The sequence below is a fragment of the Pseudomonas svalbardensis genome (assembly GCF_030053115.1).
In the GTDB taxonomy this organism is placed as follows: Bacteria; Pseudomonadota; Gammaproteobacteria; order Pseudomonadales; family Pseudomonadaceae; genus Aquipseudomonas; species Aquipseudomonas svalbardensis.
This window is the reverse complement of sequence record NZ_CP125619.1, coordinates 5,437,924-5,454,711: the sequence shown is the minus strand read 5'-3', so window position 1 is coordinate 5,454,711 and position 16,788 is coordinate 5,437,924. Positions and strand designations below refer to the sequence as shown.

Sequence of the window (16,788 nt, the reverse complement as noted above, 5' to 3'; positions counted from 1 at the left end):
CTGTGCGGTGCGGCCCATAATCGCCAGCCTGTGCAGTGATGGCCGTGAGCCCGCAATGACGATATCTTCAGAACTCTCCGCCGCGCCCGACGAGCCGATTGTCGAGCCGCGCAAGAGTCGCAAGAACAACCCGGAAAAGACCCGCGAGAATATCCTTCAAGAGGCGATTGTCGAGTTCGTCCAGCAAGGGCTTTCCGGCGCTCGCGTCGATGCGATCGCCGAGCGTATCCACACCTCCAAGCGCATGATCTATTACTACTTCGGCAGTAAGGAACAGCTCTACGTCGAGGTGCTGGAGAAACTCTACGGCGATATCCGCAGCACCGAAAACCGTCTGCACCTGGCCGAACTGGCGCCGGTGGAAGCGATTCGGCGGCTGGTGGAATTCACTTTCGACCACCATGATCGCAACGTCGACTTTGTGCGTATCGTCAGCATCGAGAACATTCACAACGCTGAATACGTGAAGCGCTCCGATGCGATCAAGGCGATGAACAACACCATCCTCGATTCACTGGGCGAGATTTTGCGTCGCGGTGCTGAGGACGGTGTGTTTCGTGCAGGGCTTGAACCGCTGGATGTGCATCTGTTGATCAGCTCGTTCTGCTTCTATCGCGTGTCGAACCGCCATACCTTCGGTGAGATATTTCAGGTCGACTTGCCGGACGAAAGCATCAAGCAGCGTCATCGAGAGATGATTTGCGAGTCGGTTTTGCGGTATCTGCAGGCCTGATTCATTTTAAAAGATCGTGTTCGGCAACCCAGGGTTATTGTGTGCGGTGATCGGACGGTTGCGGCTTTTCAGCGGGGCAGATGCTCCACCAGAAAATCGATAAACGCCCTCAATCGCAGCGGCATATGGCGGCTTTGCGGGTAGAGCAGGGTGAACGGTCGCGAGCGTCCGCCATAAGGCGTGAGCACTTCCACCAGCGAGCCATCGGCCAGTTCGTTTTCGACGATGAAGCGATAGGTCTGAAACAGTCCCGCCCCGTGTTTGGCCAGGGTCACGCCGCCCAGTACGTCGTCGGAACAACTGAGATTGCCCTCGGCCAGAATCTCCCGGTGCACGCCATTGTCGTTGAACAGCCAGGCAATTCGCCGACCGCTGCTGGGCAATTCGTACTGGATGCACTCGTGCTGTTTAAGATCATCCAGCGTTTGTGGAATGCCCGCGTGCTTGAGGTAGTCAGGACTGGCAATCATCACCAGCGCGGCGTCTTCCAACTGTCGGGCGATCAGGCCGGAATCCGGAATCGCTCGCACGCGGATCGCCATGTCATAGCCTTCACCGACGAAGTCGATGTTGCGATTGCTGATGTGCGACTCGACCTTCACCGCTGGAAAGCGTGCCCGAAAAGCCGGCAACAACGGCAGAATCCGGTGATGGGCATAGGTGGTGGGAATGCTGATGCGCAAGGTGCCGGAAGGCTGTTGCTGCTGACCCATGACCTCGCGCTGGGCCTCGACCAGTTGCGCCAGCGCCTGACGACATTCCTCGTAATACCGCCGACCACTGTCGGTCAGTTTGACGCTGCGGGTGGTGCGGGCGAATAACCGCACGCCCAGCCGTTCCTCCATGCGCGACACCGAGCGGCTCACGGCTGCGGGCGTCACGCCAGCCACCAGCGCGGCGGCGGTAAAGCTGCCAGCCTCGGCCGCCAGACAAAACAGTTCGATGCTGCCCAGCTGAAGATCGTCGAATTGTCGCTGCATGATTGATTACACCGGGGATCAAATGAAGTGTGTGAGTCGTATTTATCAGATGCCTGCACACAGATACAGTGAGTTCGTGATGAGCAGCGGCAAGCACTAAGCCTTTCTTAACCACCAAGCAGGAGAACCAGCATGCCTTTCGTCAGCGTACGTATTACCCGCGATGGTGTGACCCGGGAGCAGAAAGCCCAGGTCATCGCTGAAATCACCGACACCTTGAAGCGCGTCCTTGGTAAGCCTCCGGAGCTGACCCACATTGTGATCGAGGAAGTCGACACGGATAACTGGGGGTATGCGGGCATCACCACCACCGAATATCGAAAAAACCAGTCGGACTGATTTCCTGACAAGCCAAGACAGCCGTCCTCGGGACGGCTTTTTTTTAGGCGCGAGGAAAGGATTGCTTACCATTTTGCGGTGTTATCTACCGGCCCGAGCCGAGCCTTGGCGCTAGTCTCAAAAGTCGCAGTGATGATTCAACACAGCGCCAGTTATCGGATTTTCCAGGGAATGTCGGGTCTTCGGGCTCATTAACCTAACGGATGGGTTAGCATGAGATTATTCAGCTACAAAGGGTTTTCAATGGTGATCATGTTGCGCGATGAGCACTGCCCGCCGCATGCACATGTGGATGCCGGAACCTGGAGTGCGCGCTTTAAATTCAGCTTCTGGCACAACAGTGTCGAGCTGTGGGACGTGGTTCCTCATTCTCGCAGGCCACCTGTGGCGGTGCTGGAAGGGTTGCGTCACGCACTCGGACAATCCGCTCATTTGCGCCGCGCTCGGTGTATCTGGTGGGACAAGCTGCACACGGTCTGCCTCGATCATCAGATATGGGACTGGCAAACCAGCGAAGTCGTGGTGGTAAAAAGGGTCGCCAGTACGACCTGCATGATTGGCTCGGCTTGCTATGAGCCCGAGACGAACAAGACCCTACTGGCGCTGATGGGCGTTCCGGAGGGCGTGGAGATCGAACTATGAAAACGATAACAGCAAAAATGTTGGTGGATCGGCCCGTAACCGAAGCCGTGCTGGATGAAGCCATCCAGCGTGGCCAAGTGCGCCACAAAGGCGGTCTGCGGGCGACTTCGGTGACCTTTGTGGAACCGTGCCTGGCGGTCAATTTCATTGATGGCAGTGGCGTGCTGTTGCCCGTGCAGCACTATCCGGAGTTCGATGATTTCGACGTCGAGGATTTCGCAGACCTGAAAGTCGGCTTTTCCGGGACAGCCCTTTGCCATGAGGGCAAGGATCTGCAGGTCTCCATCGCCGGGATGGTTTCGGCCAGCAAGCCGCTGATGGATATGGCCGCGTCGGTCATCGCCTCGCGTAATGGTCGCCAAAGCAGCGCCGCCAAAGCAGAAGCTGCGCGGGCGAATGGCCGTAAGGGCGGGCGTCCGCGCAAGACAGATATCACCCTTTAAGCACGCACAAAAAAGCCGTCATGATGACGGCTCATTTGTTTCTGCCAACGACAATCAACGACGGGTCAACAACACCCCGGATTCCATGTGGTGGGTCCACGGGAACTGATCGAACATTGCGCATCGGGTGATGCGGTGGGTGTCGTGCAACTGGGCGATGTTGGCCGCCAGGGTTTCCGGGTTGCAGGAGATGTAGAGGATGTTGTCGAAGCGACGGGTCAGCTCGCAGGTGTCCGGATCCATGCCGGCGCGAGGCGGATCGACGAAGACGCTACCGAACTCGTAGCTCTTCAAATCGATACCGTGCAGACGACGGAACGGACGAACTTCGTTCAGGGCTTCGGTCAGCTCCTCGGCGGACAAGCGCACCAGGGTGACGTTATCCACAGCGTTTTCGCTGAGATTGCTCAGCGCGGCGTTGACCGACGCCTTGCTGATTTCGGTGGCCAGCACTTTGCGCACGCGCGTCGCGAGCGGCAAAGTGAAGTTGCCGTTGCCGCAATACAGCTCCAGCAAATCGTCGGAGCGATCGCCGAGTGAGTCGTAAGCCCAGTTGAGCATCTTCTGATTCACGGTGCCGTTGGGCTGTGTGAACGCGCCTTCCGGCTGGCGATAGCTGAAGGTGCGACCGCCGACGCCCATCTGCTCGACCACGTAATCGAGGCCGATCACTTCGCGTTTGCCCTTGGAGCGGCCGATGATGCTGACGTTCAGGTCGGCTGCCAGTTTCGACGCCGCCGCGTGCCAGTGCTCGTCCAGCGGGCGGTGATAGCACAGCGTGATCATCGCATCGCCGGCCAGGGTGGTCAGGAACTCCACCTGGAACAGCTTGTGGCTCAGGGCCGCGCTGGCTTGCCACGCCGCCTTCAGCTGCGGCATCAACTCGTTGATGCGCAGGCTGGCGATCGGGAATTCTTCGATCAGGATCGGCGTGCGTTTGTCTTCCTGGGAAAACATCGCGTAGTGACGCTCACCGGCTTCGCGCCACAGGCGGAATTCGGCGCGCAGGCGGAAGTTTTTCAGCGGCGAGTCGAATACCGCAGGTTCTGGCGCACCGAACGGGGCCAACAGGTCTCGCAGGCGCGTGACCTTCTCTTCGAGCTGAACGGCGTAAGTCTTGGAATCAAAAGTCATGCGTTGAACCAACCCAACTTGATCACGAACAGAATCGACAGAATCACCAGTGCCGAGTTCAGCTCACGGCCGCGACCGGACAGCAACTTGATTGCGGTCCAGGAGATGAAACCGAAGGCGATGCCGTTGGCGATGGAATAAGTGAACGGCATGGCCAGAGCAGTGACCACGACCGGTGCGGCGACGGTGATGTCGTCCCAGTCTATTTCGGCCAGGCCGGATGTCATCAATACCGCGACGAACAGCAGTGCGGGTGCGGTAGCGAAGGCTGGAACACTGGCCGCCAATGGCGAGAAAAACAGCGCCAACAGGAACAGAATCGCCACGACAACGGCGGTCAGGCCGGTGCGGCCACCGGCACTGACGCCAGCTGCGGATTCGATGTAGCTGGTGGTGGTCGAAGTGCCCAGCAGCGAACCGGCCATGGCCGCGGTACTGTCGGCGATCAGGGCGCGCCCCATTTTCGGCATGTGGCCGTCCTTGCCCATCAGGCCCGCGCGCTTGGCGACGCCGATCAGGGTGCCGGAGTTGTCGAACAGATCGACGAACAGGAAGGCGAAGATCACGCTGACCAGACCAATGTCCAGGGCGCCCTTGATGTCCAGTTGCAGGAAGGTCGGGGCCAACGACGGTGGCATCGACATCACGCCGCCGAACGGGGTGAACCCCATCACGATTGAAGCGATGGTCACTGCCAGAATGCCGATCAGTACCGCGCCGCGCACTTTCAGTGCTTCAAGCGCCACGATCAGGGCAAAGCCAAGGGTCGCGAGGATCGGGGCCGGTTGTTTCAAATCGCCGAGACCGACCATGGTGGCCGGGTTGCTCACCACGATGCCCGCGTTATGCAGGGCGATCAGGGCCAGGAACAGGCCGATACCGGCGGCAATCGCCGAACGCAGCGGCAACGGGATGCTGTTGATGATCCATTCGCGGATGCGGAAGATCGACAGCAGGAAGAACAGCACCGCCGAAATGAACACCGCTCCCAGCGCTACTTGCCAGGTGTGGCCCATGTGCAGGACCACGGTGTAGGTAAAGAAGGCATTCAAGCCCATGCCCGGCGCGAGAGCGATCGGGTAGTTGGCGATCAGGCCCATCACCGTGGAGCCGATGGCGGCTGCCAGACACGTGGCGACGAACACCGCGCCCTTGTCCATGCCGGTCTCGCCGAGGATGCTCGGGTTGACGAACAGAATGTAGGCCATGGCCAAAAAGGTCGTGACGCCCGCCAGAATCTCGGTCCGCACGTTGGTGTTGTGTGCCTTGAGTTGAAACAGCCTTTCCAGCATGTCTGCTCCCCGTGGCGCGCCAGGCGCCGTGAATGTATCGACCTCAACAGCAAAGCACAGACCGCTGCTGGCGCCTGGTAGTTTTCTGTGGGTCGGAAAAAGCCGCGCATCATACCAGCAGCGTGGGGCTATGGCTGCTTATGGCTGCGATCGTCGTCGATGTTTTGCGGGAAAGCCAAGTGCGCCATACTGCGCGCTGGTTTTGGGGGCACTTATGTATTGCATGAAAAAACGTCTGATTGCCGTATTCGCAATGGCGATCGCCTTGTTCCTGGGGGCACATACCGCTTCGGCTGCATCGGCAGCGCCGTTGAGTCAGCTGAAGGTACTGAAGGTCGAATCGCCGGGCTGTGGCTTTGAAGACATTGCGCAGGGGCAAGAGCAAACCCGCTGCAATCACAGCGGACCGAACATCAAGGTCTACGTGCTGGAGGTGGGCTACGGACGTGCGGCGCATGTCGCGCTGGACGGTTTTGAAGTGAACGGCACCCGGACCCCGGTCTGTGCTTTTGATAATGGCAACCTGACTGAGTGCACCGTCGGGAAAAAAACCGTCGGCTATTTGTATGTCTTCGATCTGGCGGGGAAACAGGAAGGCACGTTTACCTTCAGCAACACGTCGATCAACGCGCCAGGCAATACGCTGTCGACGCAGCTTTACATCAAGTAACGGCGGGCTCGAACAAGGGGCAGGAAAGCTGACTACGCTTTAAAGATCATCCAGTGGACTGCGCCCATGACCTTTAGAGCTCTGATTACCCTCGCCGAGGGCATCGATGACCTGCAATCAGTGACCCTGATCGATGTGCTGCGCCGTGCCAAGGTTGAAGTGGTGGTGGCCAGCATCGAAGGGCGGCGCATGCTCACCTGCGCGCGCGGCACCCGAGTGACGTCCGATGCGATGCTGGTAGACGTGCTGGCACAGCCGTTCGATCTGATCGTCCTGCCCGGCGGTGCCGTAGGGGCGCAACATCTGGCGGCGCATCAGCCCCTGCAACAATTGATCAAGGATCAGGCGGCGGCCGGGCGCCTGTTCGCCGGCATCGCCGAGGCCCCGGCGCTGGCGCTGCAAGCCTTTGGCGTACTGCGTCAGCGGCGCATGACCTGCCTGCCATCGGCCAGCCATCAACTGTTGGGGTGCAACTTCGTCGATCAACCGGTGGTGGTCGATGGCAACTGCATCACTGCCCAAGGTTCAGGGGCGGCGTTGCAATTCGCCCTGACGCTGGTGGAACAACTCTGCGGCAAAGCCAGGCGAGCGGCGGTGGCGGGGGAGTTGGTGGTCTAGAGAGTGTCAGGCGTGGACGGCAATGGGTTCGATGACCGGTTGCTCTCGCTGCTCTGCTTGCCAGAGATCGTAGTCAGTCTGAACACCTAGCCACATTCTGGCCTTGCCAATTCCAGCCCGCTCCAGGCGTACCGCCAAATCAGGACTGATCGGCGCGTGGCCATGCAGCACTCGCGATAGATGCGGGCGCGCAAATCGCAGGTGCCGGGCCAGCTCTGTGACGCTGATACCAAGTTCAGGCAATACATCCATCAAAAGGGTTTCGCCAGGGTGTGGCGGGTTGTGCATGGGCATGTCCTGCCTCCTGTCAGTGGTAGTCCAGATAGTCGACCAGTTCGCCGCGGTCCATGAACTGAAGCATTCGAGACAGACGCTTCGCATGGTCTGCGCGGATCCCACGAGTCGAACCTGTTTCATAGAAGCCACGAAGGCCTTTGTGCTGAAAGGATTTGATCATGGGAAAAGTGTAAGGCGATACATTACACCTGATGCACTATCTATGTATTGCACCTGCTCGGCAAAAGTGTGATCGGCAACTGCTTCAGGCCTTCACTTCTTCCACCGACACATGCAAGCGGTCGCGGTTAGCCAGGGTCGGGAACAGCTTGATCCACGCCCCGTCACCACCAAAGTGCCAATACCGCCCATGACCACCGCTGGCACGGTGCCGAACCAGTGGGCGCTCAAGCCTGATTCAAACTCGCCCAACTGGTTCGAAGCGCCTATGAACAAACCGTTCAGGGCACTGACCCGTCCGCGCATTTCATCCGGGGAGATTATTACCCAGCTGTAACCAAAAGTTGCAGGGCTGGGGAATTTCGTTAGCTAGACACCGATATGCCTGGCTCGCATCGGTGAGGCAACCTGTCACGCGGCAAAAGACCACACCGTCCATCGTCAAAAATGGGACTACTCTTTTAACGTTGCTTGATCCAGATCAAGACCGCTCTTGGAAATGATCCGGCGGCCAGATGGCCAGACTCCCTACGTTGTGATGTTTGTAAAAAAAGAACGAATTCAAATTCGCCACACTCCATATCCGTGGGGGCAGTGGGTGTAGGCCACAAGCCTTCAGCCGGTATTACCTGACAGAGGAAGACTTATGTTCGGTTTGGAGGCACTTGATCTCGCCCGGATTCAGTTCGCGTTCACCATTTCGTTTCACATTCTATTTCCCGCCATCACCATTGGCCTGGCGAGTTACCTGGCGGTGCTCGAAGGTCTGTGGCTGAAAACCCATAACGACACGTACCGCGACCTGTACCACTTCTGGTCGAAGATCTTTGCAGTCAACTTCGGCATGGGCGTGGTCTCCGGGCTGGTCATGGCCTATCAGTTCGGCACCAATTGGAGCCGCTTCTCGGACTTCGCCGGCTCGGTGACCGGGCCACTGCTGACGTACGAAGTACTCACCGCTTTCTTCCTCGAAGCCGGTTTCCTCGGTGTCATGCTGTTCGGCTGGAACAAGGTCGGGCGCAATCTGCACTTCTTCGCCACGGTCATGGTCGCCATCGGCACACTGATATCGACCTTCTGGATTCTCGCTTCCAACAGCTGGATGCAGACCCCGCAAGGCTACGAAATCGTCAATGGCCAGGTGATTCCGGTGGATTGGCTGGCGGTGATTTTCAACCCGTCGTTCCCTTACCGTCTGTTACACATGTCGACGGCGGCGTTTGTCGCGACTGCTTTCTTCGTCGGTTCCTCGGCGGCCTGGCACTTGCTGCGCGGCAAGGACAACCCGGCGATCCGCACCATGCTCTCGATGGCCATGTGGATGGCCTTGATCGTGGCGCCGATTCAAGCGGTCATCGGTGACTTCCACGGCCTCAACACGCTCAAGCATCAGCCGGCGAAAATCGCCGCGATCGAAGGTCACTGGGAAAACCATGGCGATGAGCCGACCCCGCTGATCCTGTTCGGCTGGCCGGACATGAAAGAAGAGCGGACCAAATTCGCGGTAGAGATCCCGTATCTGGGCAGCCTGATCCTCACGCACTCGCTGGACAAACAGGTCCCGGCGCTCAAGGAATTCCCGCCTGAAGACCGACCGAATTCGACCATCGTGTTCTGGTCGTTCCGGATCATGGTCGGGCTCGGCTTCCTGATGATCTTCACCGGTTTGTGGAGCCTGTGGCTGCGTAAACGCGACAAGCTCTATACCTCGCGGCCATTCCTGTACCTGGCGTTGTGGATGGGGCCATCCGGCCTGATCGCAATCCTGGCCGGTTGGTTCACCACTGAAATCGGCCGTCAGCCGTGGGTGATCTACGGCCTGATGCGCACGGCAGACGCGTCCTCCAATCACAGCTTCATGCAAATGAGCATCACGTTGATCATGTTCGTCGTGGTCTATTTCGCGCTGTTCGGTGCCGGTCTGGGCTACATGATGCGCCTGGTGCGCAAAGGGCCGAAGATCGACGAAGGCAAGGAAACCAACGAGGGTGGTCCTGGCCAGAAACGCACGCCGGCCCGCCCGCTGTCCGCCGCCGATGACAACGGTGACAGCGACCACAGCCCCAGCCTGACCAAGGAGATTTGACTCATGGGTATTGATCTTCCGCTGATCTGGGCCGTGATCATCATCTTCGGCATCATGATGTACGTGGTCATGGACGGTTTCGATTTGGGGATCGGGATTCTCTTCCCGTTCATTCCGGGCAAGACCGATCGTGACGTCATGATGAACACCGTCGCGCCTGTCTGGGACGGTAACGAAACCTGGCTGGTACTGGGCGGCGCCGCGTTGTTCGGGGCCTTCCCACTGGCCTATTCGGTGGTGCTCTCGGCGTTGTACCTGCCGCTGATTTTTATGCTGATCGGGCTGATCTTCCGCGGCGTGGCCTTCGAGTTCCGCTTCAAGGCCAGGGACGACAAGCGCCATCTCTGGGACAAGGCGTTCATCGGTGGCTCGGTCGCCGCCACCTTTTTCCAAGGCGTGGCGTTGGGTGCGTTCATTGATGGATTGCCGGTGGTCAATCGCCAATTTGCCGGTGGCTCACTGGACTGGTTGACGCCGTTCACCCTGTTCTGCGGCCTGGCGCTGGTGGTGGCTTATGCGTTGCTCGGTTGCACCTGGCTGATCATGAAGACAGAAGGCAAGTTGCAGGAGCAGATGCATGACCTGGCTCGGCCACTGGCTTTCGTAGTACTGGCGGTGATCGGTATCGTCAGCATCTGGACCCCGCTGGCCCACGCCGAGATTGCCGCTCGCTGGTTCACCCTGCCGAACCTGTTCTGGTTCCTGCCGGTGCCGATTCTGGTGCTGGTGACCATGTACGGTCTGATCCGCGCGGTGGCTCGCAATGCGAACTACACGCCATTCCTGCTGACCCTGGTGCTGATCTTCCTCGGCTATAGCGGTTTGGGCATCAGCCTGTGGCCGAACATCGTGCCGCCGTCGATCTCGATCTGGGACGCCGCCGCACCGCCGCAAAGCCAGGGCTTCATGCTGGTGGGCACGCTGTTCATCATCCCGTTCATCCTGGGTTACACCTTCTGGAGCTACTACGTGTTCCGCGGCAAGGTCACCCACGAAGATGGTTATCACTAGAGCACGCGACATTGGCGCAGGGCTGAGACCCGCGTCATTTCTTCAGAGGAGATTGCGATGAAGACGGGTAAACATTCCTTGCAGGAAATCGAAGCAGCAGAGAAAAAGCCGCTCTGGCAGCGACTCGGCTGGTTGGCGATGATCTGGACTGGCAGCGTGGTGGCGCTGTTCATCGTGGCCAGCCTGATGCGCATGTTCATGAATGCCGCGGGCCTGACGACCCACTGATTTTTTGCACCAGATCCCATCCCGTTGCCTTGCGGCAGGGATTTACAACCCTCCATTTGCTGGAGGTTTTTTTTGCCTGGGACTATTTTCGGGCTTTAAGGATCACGAACTTGGGTGTGGCCGCCACTTGCTCGACGCCGCGGAACAACCGCGCGAGCTTGCTGTGATACCCCAGATGACGATTGCCGACGATGTACAACGCGCCACCCACCACCAGAGCCTCTCGGGCCTGCTGGAACATGCGCCAGGCCAGGAAGTCGCCGACGACTTGTTGTTGGTGAAACGGTGGGTTGCACAACACCACGTCCAGAGACTGAGGTTCCTGACCCGCCAATCCATCACCGGCACGTACAACCACTTCCCGGTCACCGAGCGCCGCGCGCCAGTTCTCGGCTGCCGATTGCACGGCCATAAACGATTCGTCCACGAGCGTGAAGTGGGCCTCGGGGTTTTGCAGGGCGCTGGCGATGGCCAAAACCCCGTTGCCACATCCCAGGTCGGCAACCCGCGCTGAGCCAAGGTTCTTTGGCAGGTGCGGCAAAAACGCTCGCGTGCCGATATCCAGCCCTTCACGGCAGAACACATTGGCGTGATTCAGCAGTTCGATCTCAGGGGCGTCGAGTCGATAGCGAGTTGGGTAGGGGGACACAACGGGCGCTTTGACTTCAGCGGTCGCGATCAATAGCCGAGCCTTCTTCACCGCCAACGAGGCTTGCACCGGGCCGATGTAGCGTTCCAGCAGATCGCCCGCGGCTCGGGGTAAATGCTTGATCATCGCCGCAGCAATCACCTGAGCCCCTGGCGCCAGTTGACCCTGCAAACGAATCAGTTGTTCTTCCAGCAAGGCCAGGGTTTTCGGGACCCGGATCAGTACCCGGTCAAAGGGGCCTGAAAAGGCTTCACTGGCAGGTACGCTTGGCACCGCATCAAATGCCTGGCCGTTACGGATCAGATTTTTTTCCAGTCCCTGAAAGGCCAGGAACGAGTCACCGCTGCTGGTCACTTGAACCTTTCCCGCCAGGCTGGCAGCCAATGCGCCAAAGCTGTCGTTGAGCACCAAAACCCGAGTGTCGGCCGAGGGCTGTTGGTCAGCCAGATGGGTGAGCAGGTATTCGTCTGCGGCATCAAATGCCTGCAGCGGTTCGTTCTGCTGTTCGGGCTGGCGGATCAGGTCGAGTCGGGCGAAGGGTGTTTCGAGCAAGGGCATGAGGCGGGGCTCTGGGTAATCAACGGGGTCATCAACAGGTGTCCCGCGGCCCAAGGGCGTTGTAGCGGGCGAGACCGTCCGAGTGTACTGCGTCGTGAAGGTTCACACGTCAACACTCAAGAAGGACCGCAAATGGTACGTTTTTTTCTTTTGGATTACTTGCAGGATTTTTTGGGTCAACGCATCGCGCTGCTACTTAGAAAACCGTCCTTGGTGGCGGCGATGACTGCCGAAATCTTGTTATTGACCCCCAGTTTCAGAATCGCGCTTTGCACATGAAAATTGACCGTGCGTGCGCTGAGATTGAGGATTCTGGCACTCTCATACGCAGTTTTGCCATCAGCCGCCAGTTTCAGTACATCGATCTCGCGGGGGGACAAATGCGGCACGGGTGGCTTGGTCGATTTCCTGGGCAGTGTCTGTGCGATCAACGCATGCAGGTGGCGCCCGATGAATACTGAAAAACCGAGATTTTGATACAGCTCAAACGCAGTGATCGGGCAATGGCTTCTGGCCAGGCTCAGAATGCTGCAAACACCACTGTCCTCGTCATGGACCGATTGTGACCAGCCGTGCTGCAATCCTTGTTTCTCAAGCGCATCCCACAAGCGCGGGGTCTTGGAAAAAAGTCCTTCGCTCCAAAGGACAGGCAGCCTGGAGTGATTGCAGTGAGCCACTACCGGGTCAATTGCGCTGAAATTTTTTTGTTCATATTCAATGTTCCAGTCCGTAGGGTAGTTGTTGAGCTGGACTGTATTAAAGTGGTCAGTTTTTACTTGGTATGTTGTTGAAAAGGCGAAAAATTTAAAGCCTATATTTTTCGCGAAACCCAGTGAAATCCGGTAGGCAATATCAATCTCCGTTGTTCGCGATAATTGGTTGAGTTGTGATTCCTTCCACCTCTCCATTGTGCCTCTCCAAGTGTGATGTTATTTGGGGGTGCCTTTTTGGATCCAAGATCTGACACGAGCCGAGTGTAGGATGTTTCCTATGTGCGCGTGAGAATTTTTGGCTTTGTTTGCGATTTTTAAGCAAGTATCTGGTTCTAACGTTAGGGAGTGCTGGCATAGATAACGAAATGTCTGGCTTACTTTAATCAGCCTTGGATTTGTGCATTAACTGGGTAGTTAATGCTAAGTCGTATTATGAGGTTAATGTGAATGAGGCCCTGGCTAAAGCCACTACAAATCACCGGTGTTTAAGCCCTCCGCTTTGCGGGACACTGTGGCTATCTGTTGAATGGAGCACCCCATGACCGCCAGTGCAGAAAAATTCACTCGCCAGACCTTGCTCGACGTCCAGTCGCTGACCCCCAGTCTGTTCACCCTGCGGACCACCCGGGATCCGGGTTTTCGTTTTCGTGCAGGGCAATTCGCCCGGCTGGGCGTTACCAAGGCTGACGGCAGCACCGTATGGCGGGCCTATTCCATGGTGTCGTCGCCCTATGACGAGTTCCTCGAATTCTTTTCCATTGTGGTGCCAGGGGGGGAGTTCACCAGTGAGCTGAGTCGGCTCGGAGTCGGCGATACGCTGCTGGTCGAGCGTCAGGCCTTTGGTTACCTGACGCTGGATCGCTTTGTCGACGGCCGTGATCTCTGGCTGTTATCCACAGGCACCGGCCTGGCTCCGTTTCTGTCGATCCTGCAGGACTTCGAGGTCTGGGAGAAATTCGAACGAATCATCCTGGTCTACAGTGTGCGCGAATCCCGGGAACTGGCTTATCAGGACCTCGTCAGCGGGTTGGCCCAGCGCGACTATTTAGCGGAGTTTGCGCACAAGCTGCAGTTCATCACCACGGTCACGCGCGAGCATCATCATGGCGCTCTGAGCGGCCGGATCACTGCGCTGATCGAAAATGGCGAGCTGGAGCGGGCGGCAGGCCTGGCGCTGACGGCCGAGCACTCAAGGGTCATGCTCTGCGGCAATCCGCAGATGATCGATGACACGCGCAAATTGCTCAAACAGCGCCACATGCACTTGAGCCTCAGTCGCCGACCCGGGCAAGTGGCGGTGGAAAACTACTGGTAGAAAAACGGCGCCTCAAGGGCGCCGTTTCTTGTTTGACTAACGCGTTCAGGGCCGATTGTTCTGAGCCTTGAGCAGATCGCGGATCTCTTCCAGCAACTCTTCTTCCTTGGTCGGAACCGGCGGCAGCGTTGGCGCAACGGCCTCTTCGCGTTTCAGGCGGTTGATGGCTTTGACGCCCATGAAGATCGCGAAGGCGACGATGATGAAGTCAATCAGGCTTTGGATGAATTTACCGTACGCCAGCATTACCGCCGGGATATCGCCGTTGCCTGCTTTGAGCGTGACGGCCAGGTCACTGAAGTCCACCCCCCCGATCAGCAGGCCAATGGGTGGCATCACCACGTCGCCGACAAACGATGAAACGATCTTGCCGAAGGCGGCGCCAATGATGATACCGACGGCCATGTCGACCACGTTACCTTTGACCGCGAAGGCCTTGAACTCAGTTATCACGCCCATAGGTTATTTCCTTGTTACAGATGAGGTTGGTGAGCGCAGTGTAAATCAGCAAAACGGGTCTTGCTCGAAACACCTTCTTACAATGCTCGTTGTTATCGACACATTTGCCGGTAATTAGTTTATAAAGTGCCATCAATCGCGCACGTATACGCGTTAACCAGCTGATTATCCACATAAAATTCTAAATCATAGCGTTACGTTCTTTCTATTTATGTTCTGCGGCTTCGACCTCTAGCCTCTGAAAAGCGCACTTGGATTGCGCCTAAAAAACAGAGGAACCTGAAATGAATTCGACCATTGGCCTCGGGGCTTTTTCACATCGGCGCACCCTTGGCGTTTTGACCGCCAGTCTGCTGTCCTTCTCCGTCAACGCAGCAACCCTGACTCGCGATAACGGTGCCGCGGTGGGCGACAACCAGAACTCGCAAACCGCTGGCGCGACCGGCCCGGTGTTGCTGCAAGACGTGCAATTGATCCAGAAGCTCCAGCGCTTTGACCGTGAACGCATTCCTGAGCGAGTAGTGCATGCCCGCGGCACCGGCGCCCATGGCACCTTCAGCGTGACTGACGACCTCAGCGATCTGACCAAGGCCAAGGTATTCGCTGCTGGCCAGAACACTCCGGTGTTTGTACGCTTTTCGGCGGTGGTCCACGGCAACCATTCGCCGGAAACCCTGCGTGACCCTCGCGGTTTCGCCACCAAGTTCTACTCTGCGGACGGCAATTGGGACCTGGTCGGCAACAATTTCCCGACTTTCTTCATCCGTGACGCCATCAAGTTTCCGGACATGGTCCATGCCTTCAAGCCTGACCCGCGTACCAACCTCGACGACGACGCCCGTCGTTTCGATTTCTTCTCGCATGTTCCGGAAGCGACTCGTACCCTGACCGAGTTGTACTCTAACTCCGGTACACCGGCCAGTTATCGGGAAATGGATGGTAATGGTGTTCACGCCTATAAGTTAATTAACGCCAAGGGTGAAGTTCACTACGTGAAGTTCCACTGGAAAAGTTTGCAGGGAATTAATAATCTAGATCCGAAAGCGGTGACCAATGTTCAAGGTAAAGACTACAGTCATATGACCAACGACTTGGTGGTTCATATTAATAAAGGTGACTTTCCGAAGTGGGATTTGTACGTCCAGGTTTTAAATCCTCAGGATTTGTACAAGTTTGATTTCGATCCATTGGACGCGACCAAGATTTGGCCCGGCGTTCCAGAGCGAAAAGTTGGACAGATGGTCTTGAACCGTAATCCTGCGAATGTCTTCCAGGAAACGGAGCAAGTTGCCATGGCGCCGACCAATCTTGTTCCCGGTATCGAACCTTCGGAAGACCGATTGTTACAGGGTAGAGTGTTCTCTTATGCCGATACGCAACTGTATCGCCTGGGGGCCAATGCGATGCAGTTGCCGATCAATGCTCCAAAGATTGCGGTAAACAACGGCAATCAGGACGGCGCAATGAACATCGGCCACAGCAGCACTGGGGTGAATTACCAGCCAAGCCGTTTGCTGCCTCGTGAAGAGCTGCAAACCGCACGCTACAGCCAATCGGCGCTGTCGGGCAGCACGCAGCAGGCGAAGATTCAGCGTGAACAAAACTTCAAGCAAGCCGGCGATCTGTATCGCTCCTTCAGCAAGAAAGAACGCAACGACCTGATTGAGAGCTTCGGTGGTTCGCTGGTCACCACCGATGATGAGAGCAAACACATCATGCTGTCCTTCCTCTATAAGGCCGACCCGGAGTACGGGACCGGGGTGACCAAGGTTGCCAAGGGGGATCTGAGCCGGGTCAAGGCGCTGGCGGCCAAACTGGTCGACTGATTTTTCAACCTGAAGCGGGGCCTCATGCGAGGTCCTGTCTGGCCAGGGAGCTTTGTCATGCGTTTTTATCTGTCTTTTTTTCTGGTGTGTCTGCCGTTCGGCGTGTTCGCCGGGCCGGCCACGCAAGTCACGAAAGATCCTTCTGCGCTGAAAGCCCAATTGCAGGACTACTACTTCGATGCTGCCCGTCGCGGCGATGTGCCGATGCTCGAGACCTTCATCGAGGCTGGATACTCCCTCAATACTCGCGATAGCAAAGGTTACACCGCACTGATTCTGGCGGCTTATCACGGGCAGAGTGCGGCAGTGGACCGATTGCTCGCTGCCAGGGCGGACGCTTGTGCTCAGGACCTGCGTGGCAACACGGCGCTAATGGGCGCGATTTTCAAGGGCGAAGTACAGATTGCTCGAACCTTGTTAGCAGCCAATTGCAACCCCGATCAACGTAATGGCGCCGGGCAGACCGCAGCGATGTACGCCGGATTGTTCAAGCGAGTTGAGTTGCTCGACGCGCTCAAAGCCAAGGGGGCGGACCTTTACGCTGAGGATCCGCTGGGCAACAGCGCCGCGCGTCTGGCCAGCGGTCAAATCCGCAACGCGGCGCCGCGCTGATCCGCACCAGCTGAGCTATCATCG

19 protein-coding genes and 2 pseudogenes are annotated in these 16,788 nt (G+C 57.5%); 12 read left to right on the top strand and 9 right to left on the bottom strand.

Features of this window, described 5'->3' with window-relative positions; genetic code table 11:
• Positions 1 to 55 precede the first annotated feature (55 nt).
• The gene (locus QFX16_RS25205; protein ID WP_283181765.1) at positions 56 to 733 is read left to right on the top strand and encodes a TetR/AcrR family transcriptional regulator; all 678 of its coding nucleotides are present in this window, start codon (positions 56 to 58) and stop codon (positions 731 to 733) included.
• A 68-nt stretch (positions 734 to 801) separates the two neighbouring features.
• On the opposite strand, the gene QFX16_RS25200 is transcribed toward QFX16_RS25205, so the two are convergent.
• Positions 802 to 1,713 (bottom strand): LysR family transcriptional regulator, encoded by a 912-nt coding sequence (locus tag QFX16_RS25200; protein ID WP_283181764.1) that lies wholly within the window; start codon positions 1,711 to 1,713, stop codon positions 802 to 804.
• Positions 1,714 to 1,845: 132 nt separating this feature from the next.
• On the opposite strand from QFX16_RS25200, the gene QFX16_RS25195 reads away from it, so the two are divergent.
• From QFX16_RS25195 to QFX16_RS25185, 3 genes are all read left to right on the top strand, one after another.
• Complete coding sequence (locus tag QFX16_RS25195) at positions 1,846 to 2,052, top strand: tautomerase family protein (protein WP_283181763.1); 207 nt, start codon at positions 1,846 to 1,848, stop codon at positions 2,050 to 2,052.
• 213 nt (positions 2,053 to 2,265) lie between these two features.
• Positions 2,266 to 2,694: a DUF4160 domain-containing protein gene (locus QFX16_RS25190; RefSeq protein ID WP_283181762.1), complete on the top strand. Its 429-nt coding sequence runs from the start codon at positions 2,266 to 2,268 to the stop codon at positions 2,692 to 2,694.
• Positions 2,691 to 3,137 carry a DUF2442 domain-containing protein gene (locus QFX16_RS25185; protein WP_056744646.1) on the top strand — a complete coding sequence of 149 codons (447 nt, stop codon included), beginning with the start codon at positions 2,691 to 2,693 and terminating at the stop codon, positions 3,135 to 3,137. The genes QFX16_RS25190 and QFX16_RS25185 overlap by 4 nt, the downstream gene beginning before the upstream one ends.
• A 54-nt stretch (positions 3,138 to 3,191) precedes the next feature.
• Here the strand turns inward: QFX16_RS25185 and trmA are convergent, their stop codons facing one another.
• Together trmA and QFX16_RS25175 are read right to left on the bottom strand one after the other, a co-directional pair.
• Positions 3,192 to 4,271 (bottom strand): tRNA (uridine(54)-C5)-methyltransferase TrmA, encoded by a 1,080-nt coding sequence (gene trmA, locus QFX16_RS25180; protein WP_283181761.1) that lies wholly within the window; start codon positions 4,269 to 4,271, stop codon positions 3,192 to 3,194.
• Positions 4,268 to 5,563 (bottom strand): NCS2 family permease, encoded by a 1,296-nt coding sequence (locus tag QFX16_RS25175; protein WP_076029665.1) that lies wholly within the window; start codon positions 5,561 to 5,563, stop codon positions 4,268 to 4,270. The genes trmA and QFX16_RS25175 overlap by 4 nt, the downstream gene beginning before the upstream one ends.
• A 223-nt stretch (positions 5,564 to 5,786) precedes the next feature.
• Between QFX16_RS25175 and QFX16_RS25170 the strand changes: the two genes are divergently transcribed.
• Together QFX16_RS25170 and QFX16_RS25165 are read left to right on the top strand one after the other, a co-directional pair.
• A complete protein-coding gene (locus QFX16_RS25170) occupies positions 5,787 to 6,233 on the top strand; it encodes a DUF4879 domain-containing protein (RefSeq protein WP_439900146.1) in 447 nt (148 codons plus the stop codon).
• Between the two features lie 66 nt (positions 6,234 to 6,299).
• Entirely contained in the window at positions 6,300 to 6,851 is a 552-nt protein-coding gene (locus QFX16_RS25165) for a DJ-1 family glyoxalase III (protein WP_129441039.1), read from the top strand.
• A gap of 6 nt (positions 6,852 to 6,857) precedes the next feature.
• Here the strand turns inward: QFX16_RS25165 and QFX16_RS25160 are convergent, their stop codons facing one another.
• The 3 genes and pseudogenes from QFX16_RS25160 to QFX16_RS25150 form a co-directional block, all read right to left on the bottom strand.
• On the bottom strand, positions 6,858 to 7,145 hold the full coding sequence (locus QFX16_RS25160) for a HigA family addiction module antitoxin (protein WP_283181760.1): 288 nt from the start codon (positions 7,143 to 7,145) through the stop codon (positions 6,858 to 6,860).
• A 46-nt stretch (positions 7,146 to 7,191) separates the two neighbouring features.
• Positions 7,192 to 7,308 (bottom strand): annotated as a pseudogene (locus tag QFX16_RS25155) (type II toxin-antitoxin system RelE/ParE family toxin); the annotation flags it as partial.
• Positions 7,309 to 7,392: 84 nt separating this feature from the next.
• Positions 7,393 to 7,625, bottom strand: a pseudogene (locus tag QFX16_RS25150) (MFS transporter); the annotation flags it as partial.
• A gap of 328 nt (positions 7,626 to 7,953) precedes the next feature.
• On the opposite strand from QFX16_RS25150, the gene QFX16_RS25145 reads away from it, so the two are divergent.
• From QFX16_RS25145 to QFX16_RS25135, 3 genes are read left to right on the top strand one after another with little or no spacing between them, the layout of a single operon-like run.
• A complete protein-coding gene (locus QFX16_RS25145) occupies positions 7,954 to 9,393 on the top strand; it encodes a cytochrome ubiquinol oxidase subunit I (protein WP_283181759.1) in 1,440 nt (479 codons plus the stop codon).
• A 3-nt stretch (positions 9,394 to 9,396) separates the two neighbouring features.
• Positions 9,397 to 10,404: a cytochrome d ubiquinol oxidase subunit II gene (gene cydB, locus QFX16_RS25140; RefSeq protein ID WP_283181758.1), complete on the top strand. Its 1,008-nt coding sequence runs from the start codon at positions 9,397 to 9,399 to the stop codon at positions 10,402 to 10,404.
• Between the two features lie 57 nt (positions 10,405 to 10,461).
• Positions 10,462 to 10,632 carry a DUF2474 domain-containing protein gene (locus QFX16_RS25135; RefSeq protein WP_283181757.1) on the top strand — a complete coding sequence of 57 codons (171 nt, stop codon included), beginning with the start codon at positions 10,462 to 10,464 and terminating at the stop codon, positions 10,630 to 10,632.
• Positions 10,633 to 10,714: 82 nt separating this feature from the next.
• On the opposite strand, the gene QFX16_RS25130 is transcribed toward QFX16_RS25135, so the two are convergent.
• Both QFX16_RS25130 and QFX16_RS25125 read right to left on the bottom strand, forming a co-directional pair.
• On the bottom strand, positions 10,715 to 11,839 hold the full coding sequence (locus tag QFX16_RS25130; RefSeq protein ID WP_283181756.1) for a methyltransferase: 1,125 nt from the start codon (positions 11,837 to 11,839) through the stop codon (positions 10,715 to 10,717).
• A gap of 176 nt (positions 11,840 to 12,015) precedes the next feature.
• Positions 12,016 to 12,747 carry an autoinducer binding domain-containing protein gene (locus QFX16_RS25125; RefSeq protein WP_283181755.1) on the bottom strand — a complete coding sequence of 244 codons (732 nt, stop codon included), beginning with the start codon at positions 12,745 to 12,747 and terminating at the stop codon, positions 12,016 to 12,018.
• 343 nt (positions 12,748 to 13,090) lie between these two features.
• Between QFX16_RS25125 and QFX16_RS25120 the strand changes: the two genes are divergently transcribed.
• Positions 13,091 to 13,867 carry a ferredoxin--NADP reductase gene (locus QFX16_RS25120; RefSeq protein ID WP_283181754.1) on the top strand — a complete coding sequence of 259 codons (777 nt, stop codon included), beginning with the start codon at positions 13,091 to 13,093 and terminating at the stop codon, positions 13,865 to 13,867.
• Positions 13,868 to 13,912: 45 nt separating this feature from the next.
• On the opposite strand, the gene mscL is transcribed toward QFX16_RS25120, so the two are convergent.
• Positions 13,913 to 14,326 (bottom strand): large-conductance mechanosensitive channel protein MscL, encoded by a 414-nt coding sequence (gene mscL / locus QFX16_RS25115; protein ID WP_283181753.1) that lies wholly within the window; start codon positions 14,324 to 14,326, stop codon positions 13,913 to 13,915.
• Between the two features lie 284 nt (positions 14,327 to 14,610).
• On the opposite strand from mscL, the gene katB reads away from it, so the two are divergent.
• Together katB and QFX16_RS25105 are read left to right on the top strand one after the other, a co-directional pair.
• Positions 14,611 to 16,152, top strand: a complete 1,542-nt coding sequence (gene katB, locus QFX16_RS25110) for a catalase KatB (protein ID WP_283181752.1) — start codon at positions 14,611 to 14,613, stop codon at positions 16,150 to 16,152.
• Between the two features lie 57 nt (positions 16,153 to 16,209).
• Complete coding sequence (locus QFX16_RS25105) at positions 16,210 to 16,764, top strand: ankyrin repeat domain-containing protein (protein ID WP_283181751.1); 555 nt, start codon at positions 16,210 to 16,212, stop codon at positions 16,762 to 16,764.
• The last annotated feature ends 24 nt before the right edge of the window (positions 16,765 to 16,788 follow it).

What these genes read in the sequence shown, in the direction of transcription:
- QFX16_RS25205 (WP_283181765.1), top strand. Translation starts at nt 56, where the DNA reads ATGACGATATCTTCAGAACTCTCCGCCGCGCCCGACGAGCCGATTGTC.
- QFX16_RS25200 (WP_283181764.1), bottom strand. Translation starts at nt 1,713, where the DNA reads ATGCAGCGACAATTCGACGATCTTCAGCTGGGCAGCATCGAACTGTTT.
- QFX16_RS25195 (WP_283181763.1), top strand. Translation starts at nt 1,846, where the DNA reads ATGCCTTTCGTCAGCGTACGTATTACCCGCGATGGTGTGACCCGGGAG.
- QFX16_RS25190 (WP_283181762.1), top strand. Translation starts at nt 2,266, where the DNA reads ATGAGATTATTCAGCTACAAAGGGTTTTCAATGGTGATCATGTTGCGC.
- QFX16_RS25185 (WP_056744646.1), top strand. Translation starts at nt 2,691, where the DNA reads ATGAAAACGATAACAGCAAAAATGTTGGTGGATCGGCCCGTAACCGAA.
- trmA (WP_283181761.1), bottom strand. Translation starts at nt 4,271, where the DNA reads ATGACTTTTGATTCCAAGACTTACGCCGTTCAGCTCGAAGAGAAGGTC.
- QFX16_RS25175 (WP_076029665.1), bottom strand. Translation starts at nt 5,563, where the DNA reads ATGCTGGAAAGGCTGTTTCAACTCAAGGCACACAACACCAACGTGCGG.
- QFX16_RS25170 (WP_439900146.1), top strand. Translation starts at nt 5,787, where the DNA reads ATGAAAAAACGTCTGATTGCCGTATTCGCAATGGCGATCGCCTTGTTC.
- QFX16_RS25165 (WP_129441039.1), top strand. Translation starts at nt 6,300, where the DNA reads ATGACCTTTAGAGCTCTGATTACCCTCGCCGAGGGCATCGATGACCTG.
- QFX16_RS25160 (WP_283181760.1), bottom strand. Translation starts at nt 7,145, where the DNA reads ATGCCCATGCACAACCCGCCACACCCTGGCGAAACCCTTTTGATGGAT.
- QFX16_RS25145 (WP_283181759.1), top strand. Translation starts at nt 7,954, where the DNA reads ATGTTCGGTTTGGAGGCACTTGATCTCGCCCGGATTCAGTTCGCGTTC.
- cydB (WP_283181758.1), top strand. Translation starts at nt 9,397, where the DNA reads ATGGGTATTGATCTTCCGCTGATCTGGGCCGTGATCATCATCTTCGGC.
- QFX16_RS25135 (WP_283181757.1), top strand. Translation starts at nt 10,462, where the DNA reads ATGAAGACGGGTAAACATTCCTTGCAGGAAATCGAAGCAGCAGAGAAA.
- QFX16_RS25130 (WP_283181756.1), bottom strand. Translation starts at nt 11,839, where the DNA reads ATGCCCTTGCTCGAAACACCCTTCGCCCGACTCGACCTGATCCGCCAG.
- QFX16_RS25125 (WP_283181755.1), bottom strand. Translation starts at nt 12,747, where the DNA reads ATGGAGAGGTGGAAGGAATCACAACTCAACCAATTATCGCGAACAACG.
- QFX16_RS25120 (WP_283181754.1), top strand. Translation starts at nt 13,091, where the DNA reads ATGACCGCCAGTGCAGAAAAATTCACTCGCCAGACCTTGCTCGACGTC.
- mscL (WP_283181753.1), bottom strand. Translation starts at nt 14,326, where the DNA reads ATGGGCGTGATAACTGAGTTCAAGGCCTTCGCGGTCAAAGGTAACGTG.
- katB (WP_283181752.1), top strand. Translation starts at nt 14,611, where the DNA reads ATGAATTCGACCATTGGCCTCGGGGCTTTTTCACATCGGCGCACCCTT.
- QFX16_RS25105 (WP_283181751.1), top strand. Translation starts at nt 16,210, where the DNA reads ATGCGTTTTTATCTGTCTTTTTTTCTGGTGTGTCTGCCGTTCGGCGTG.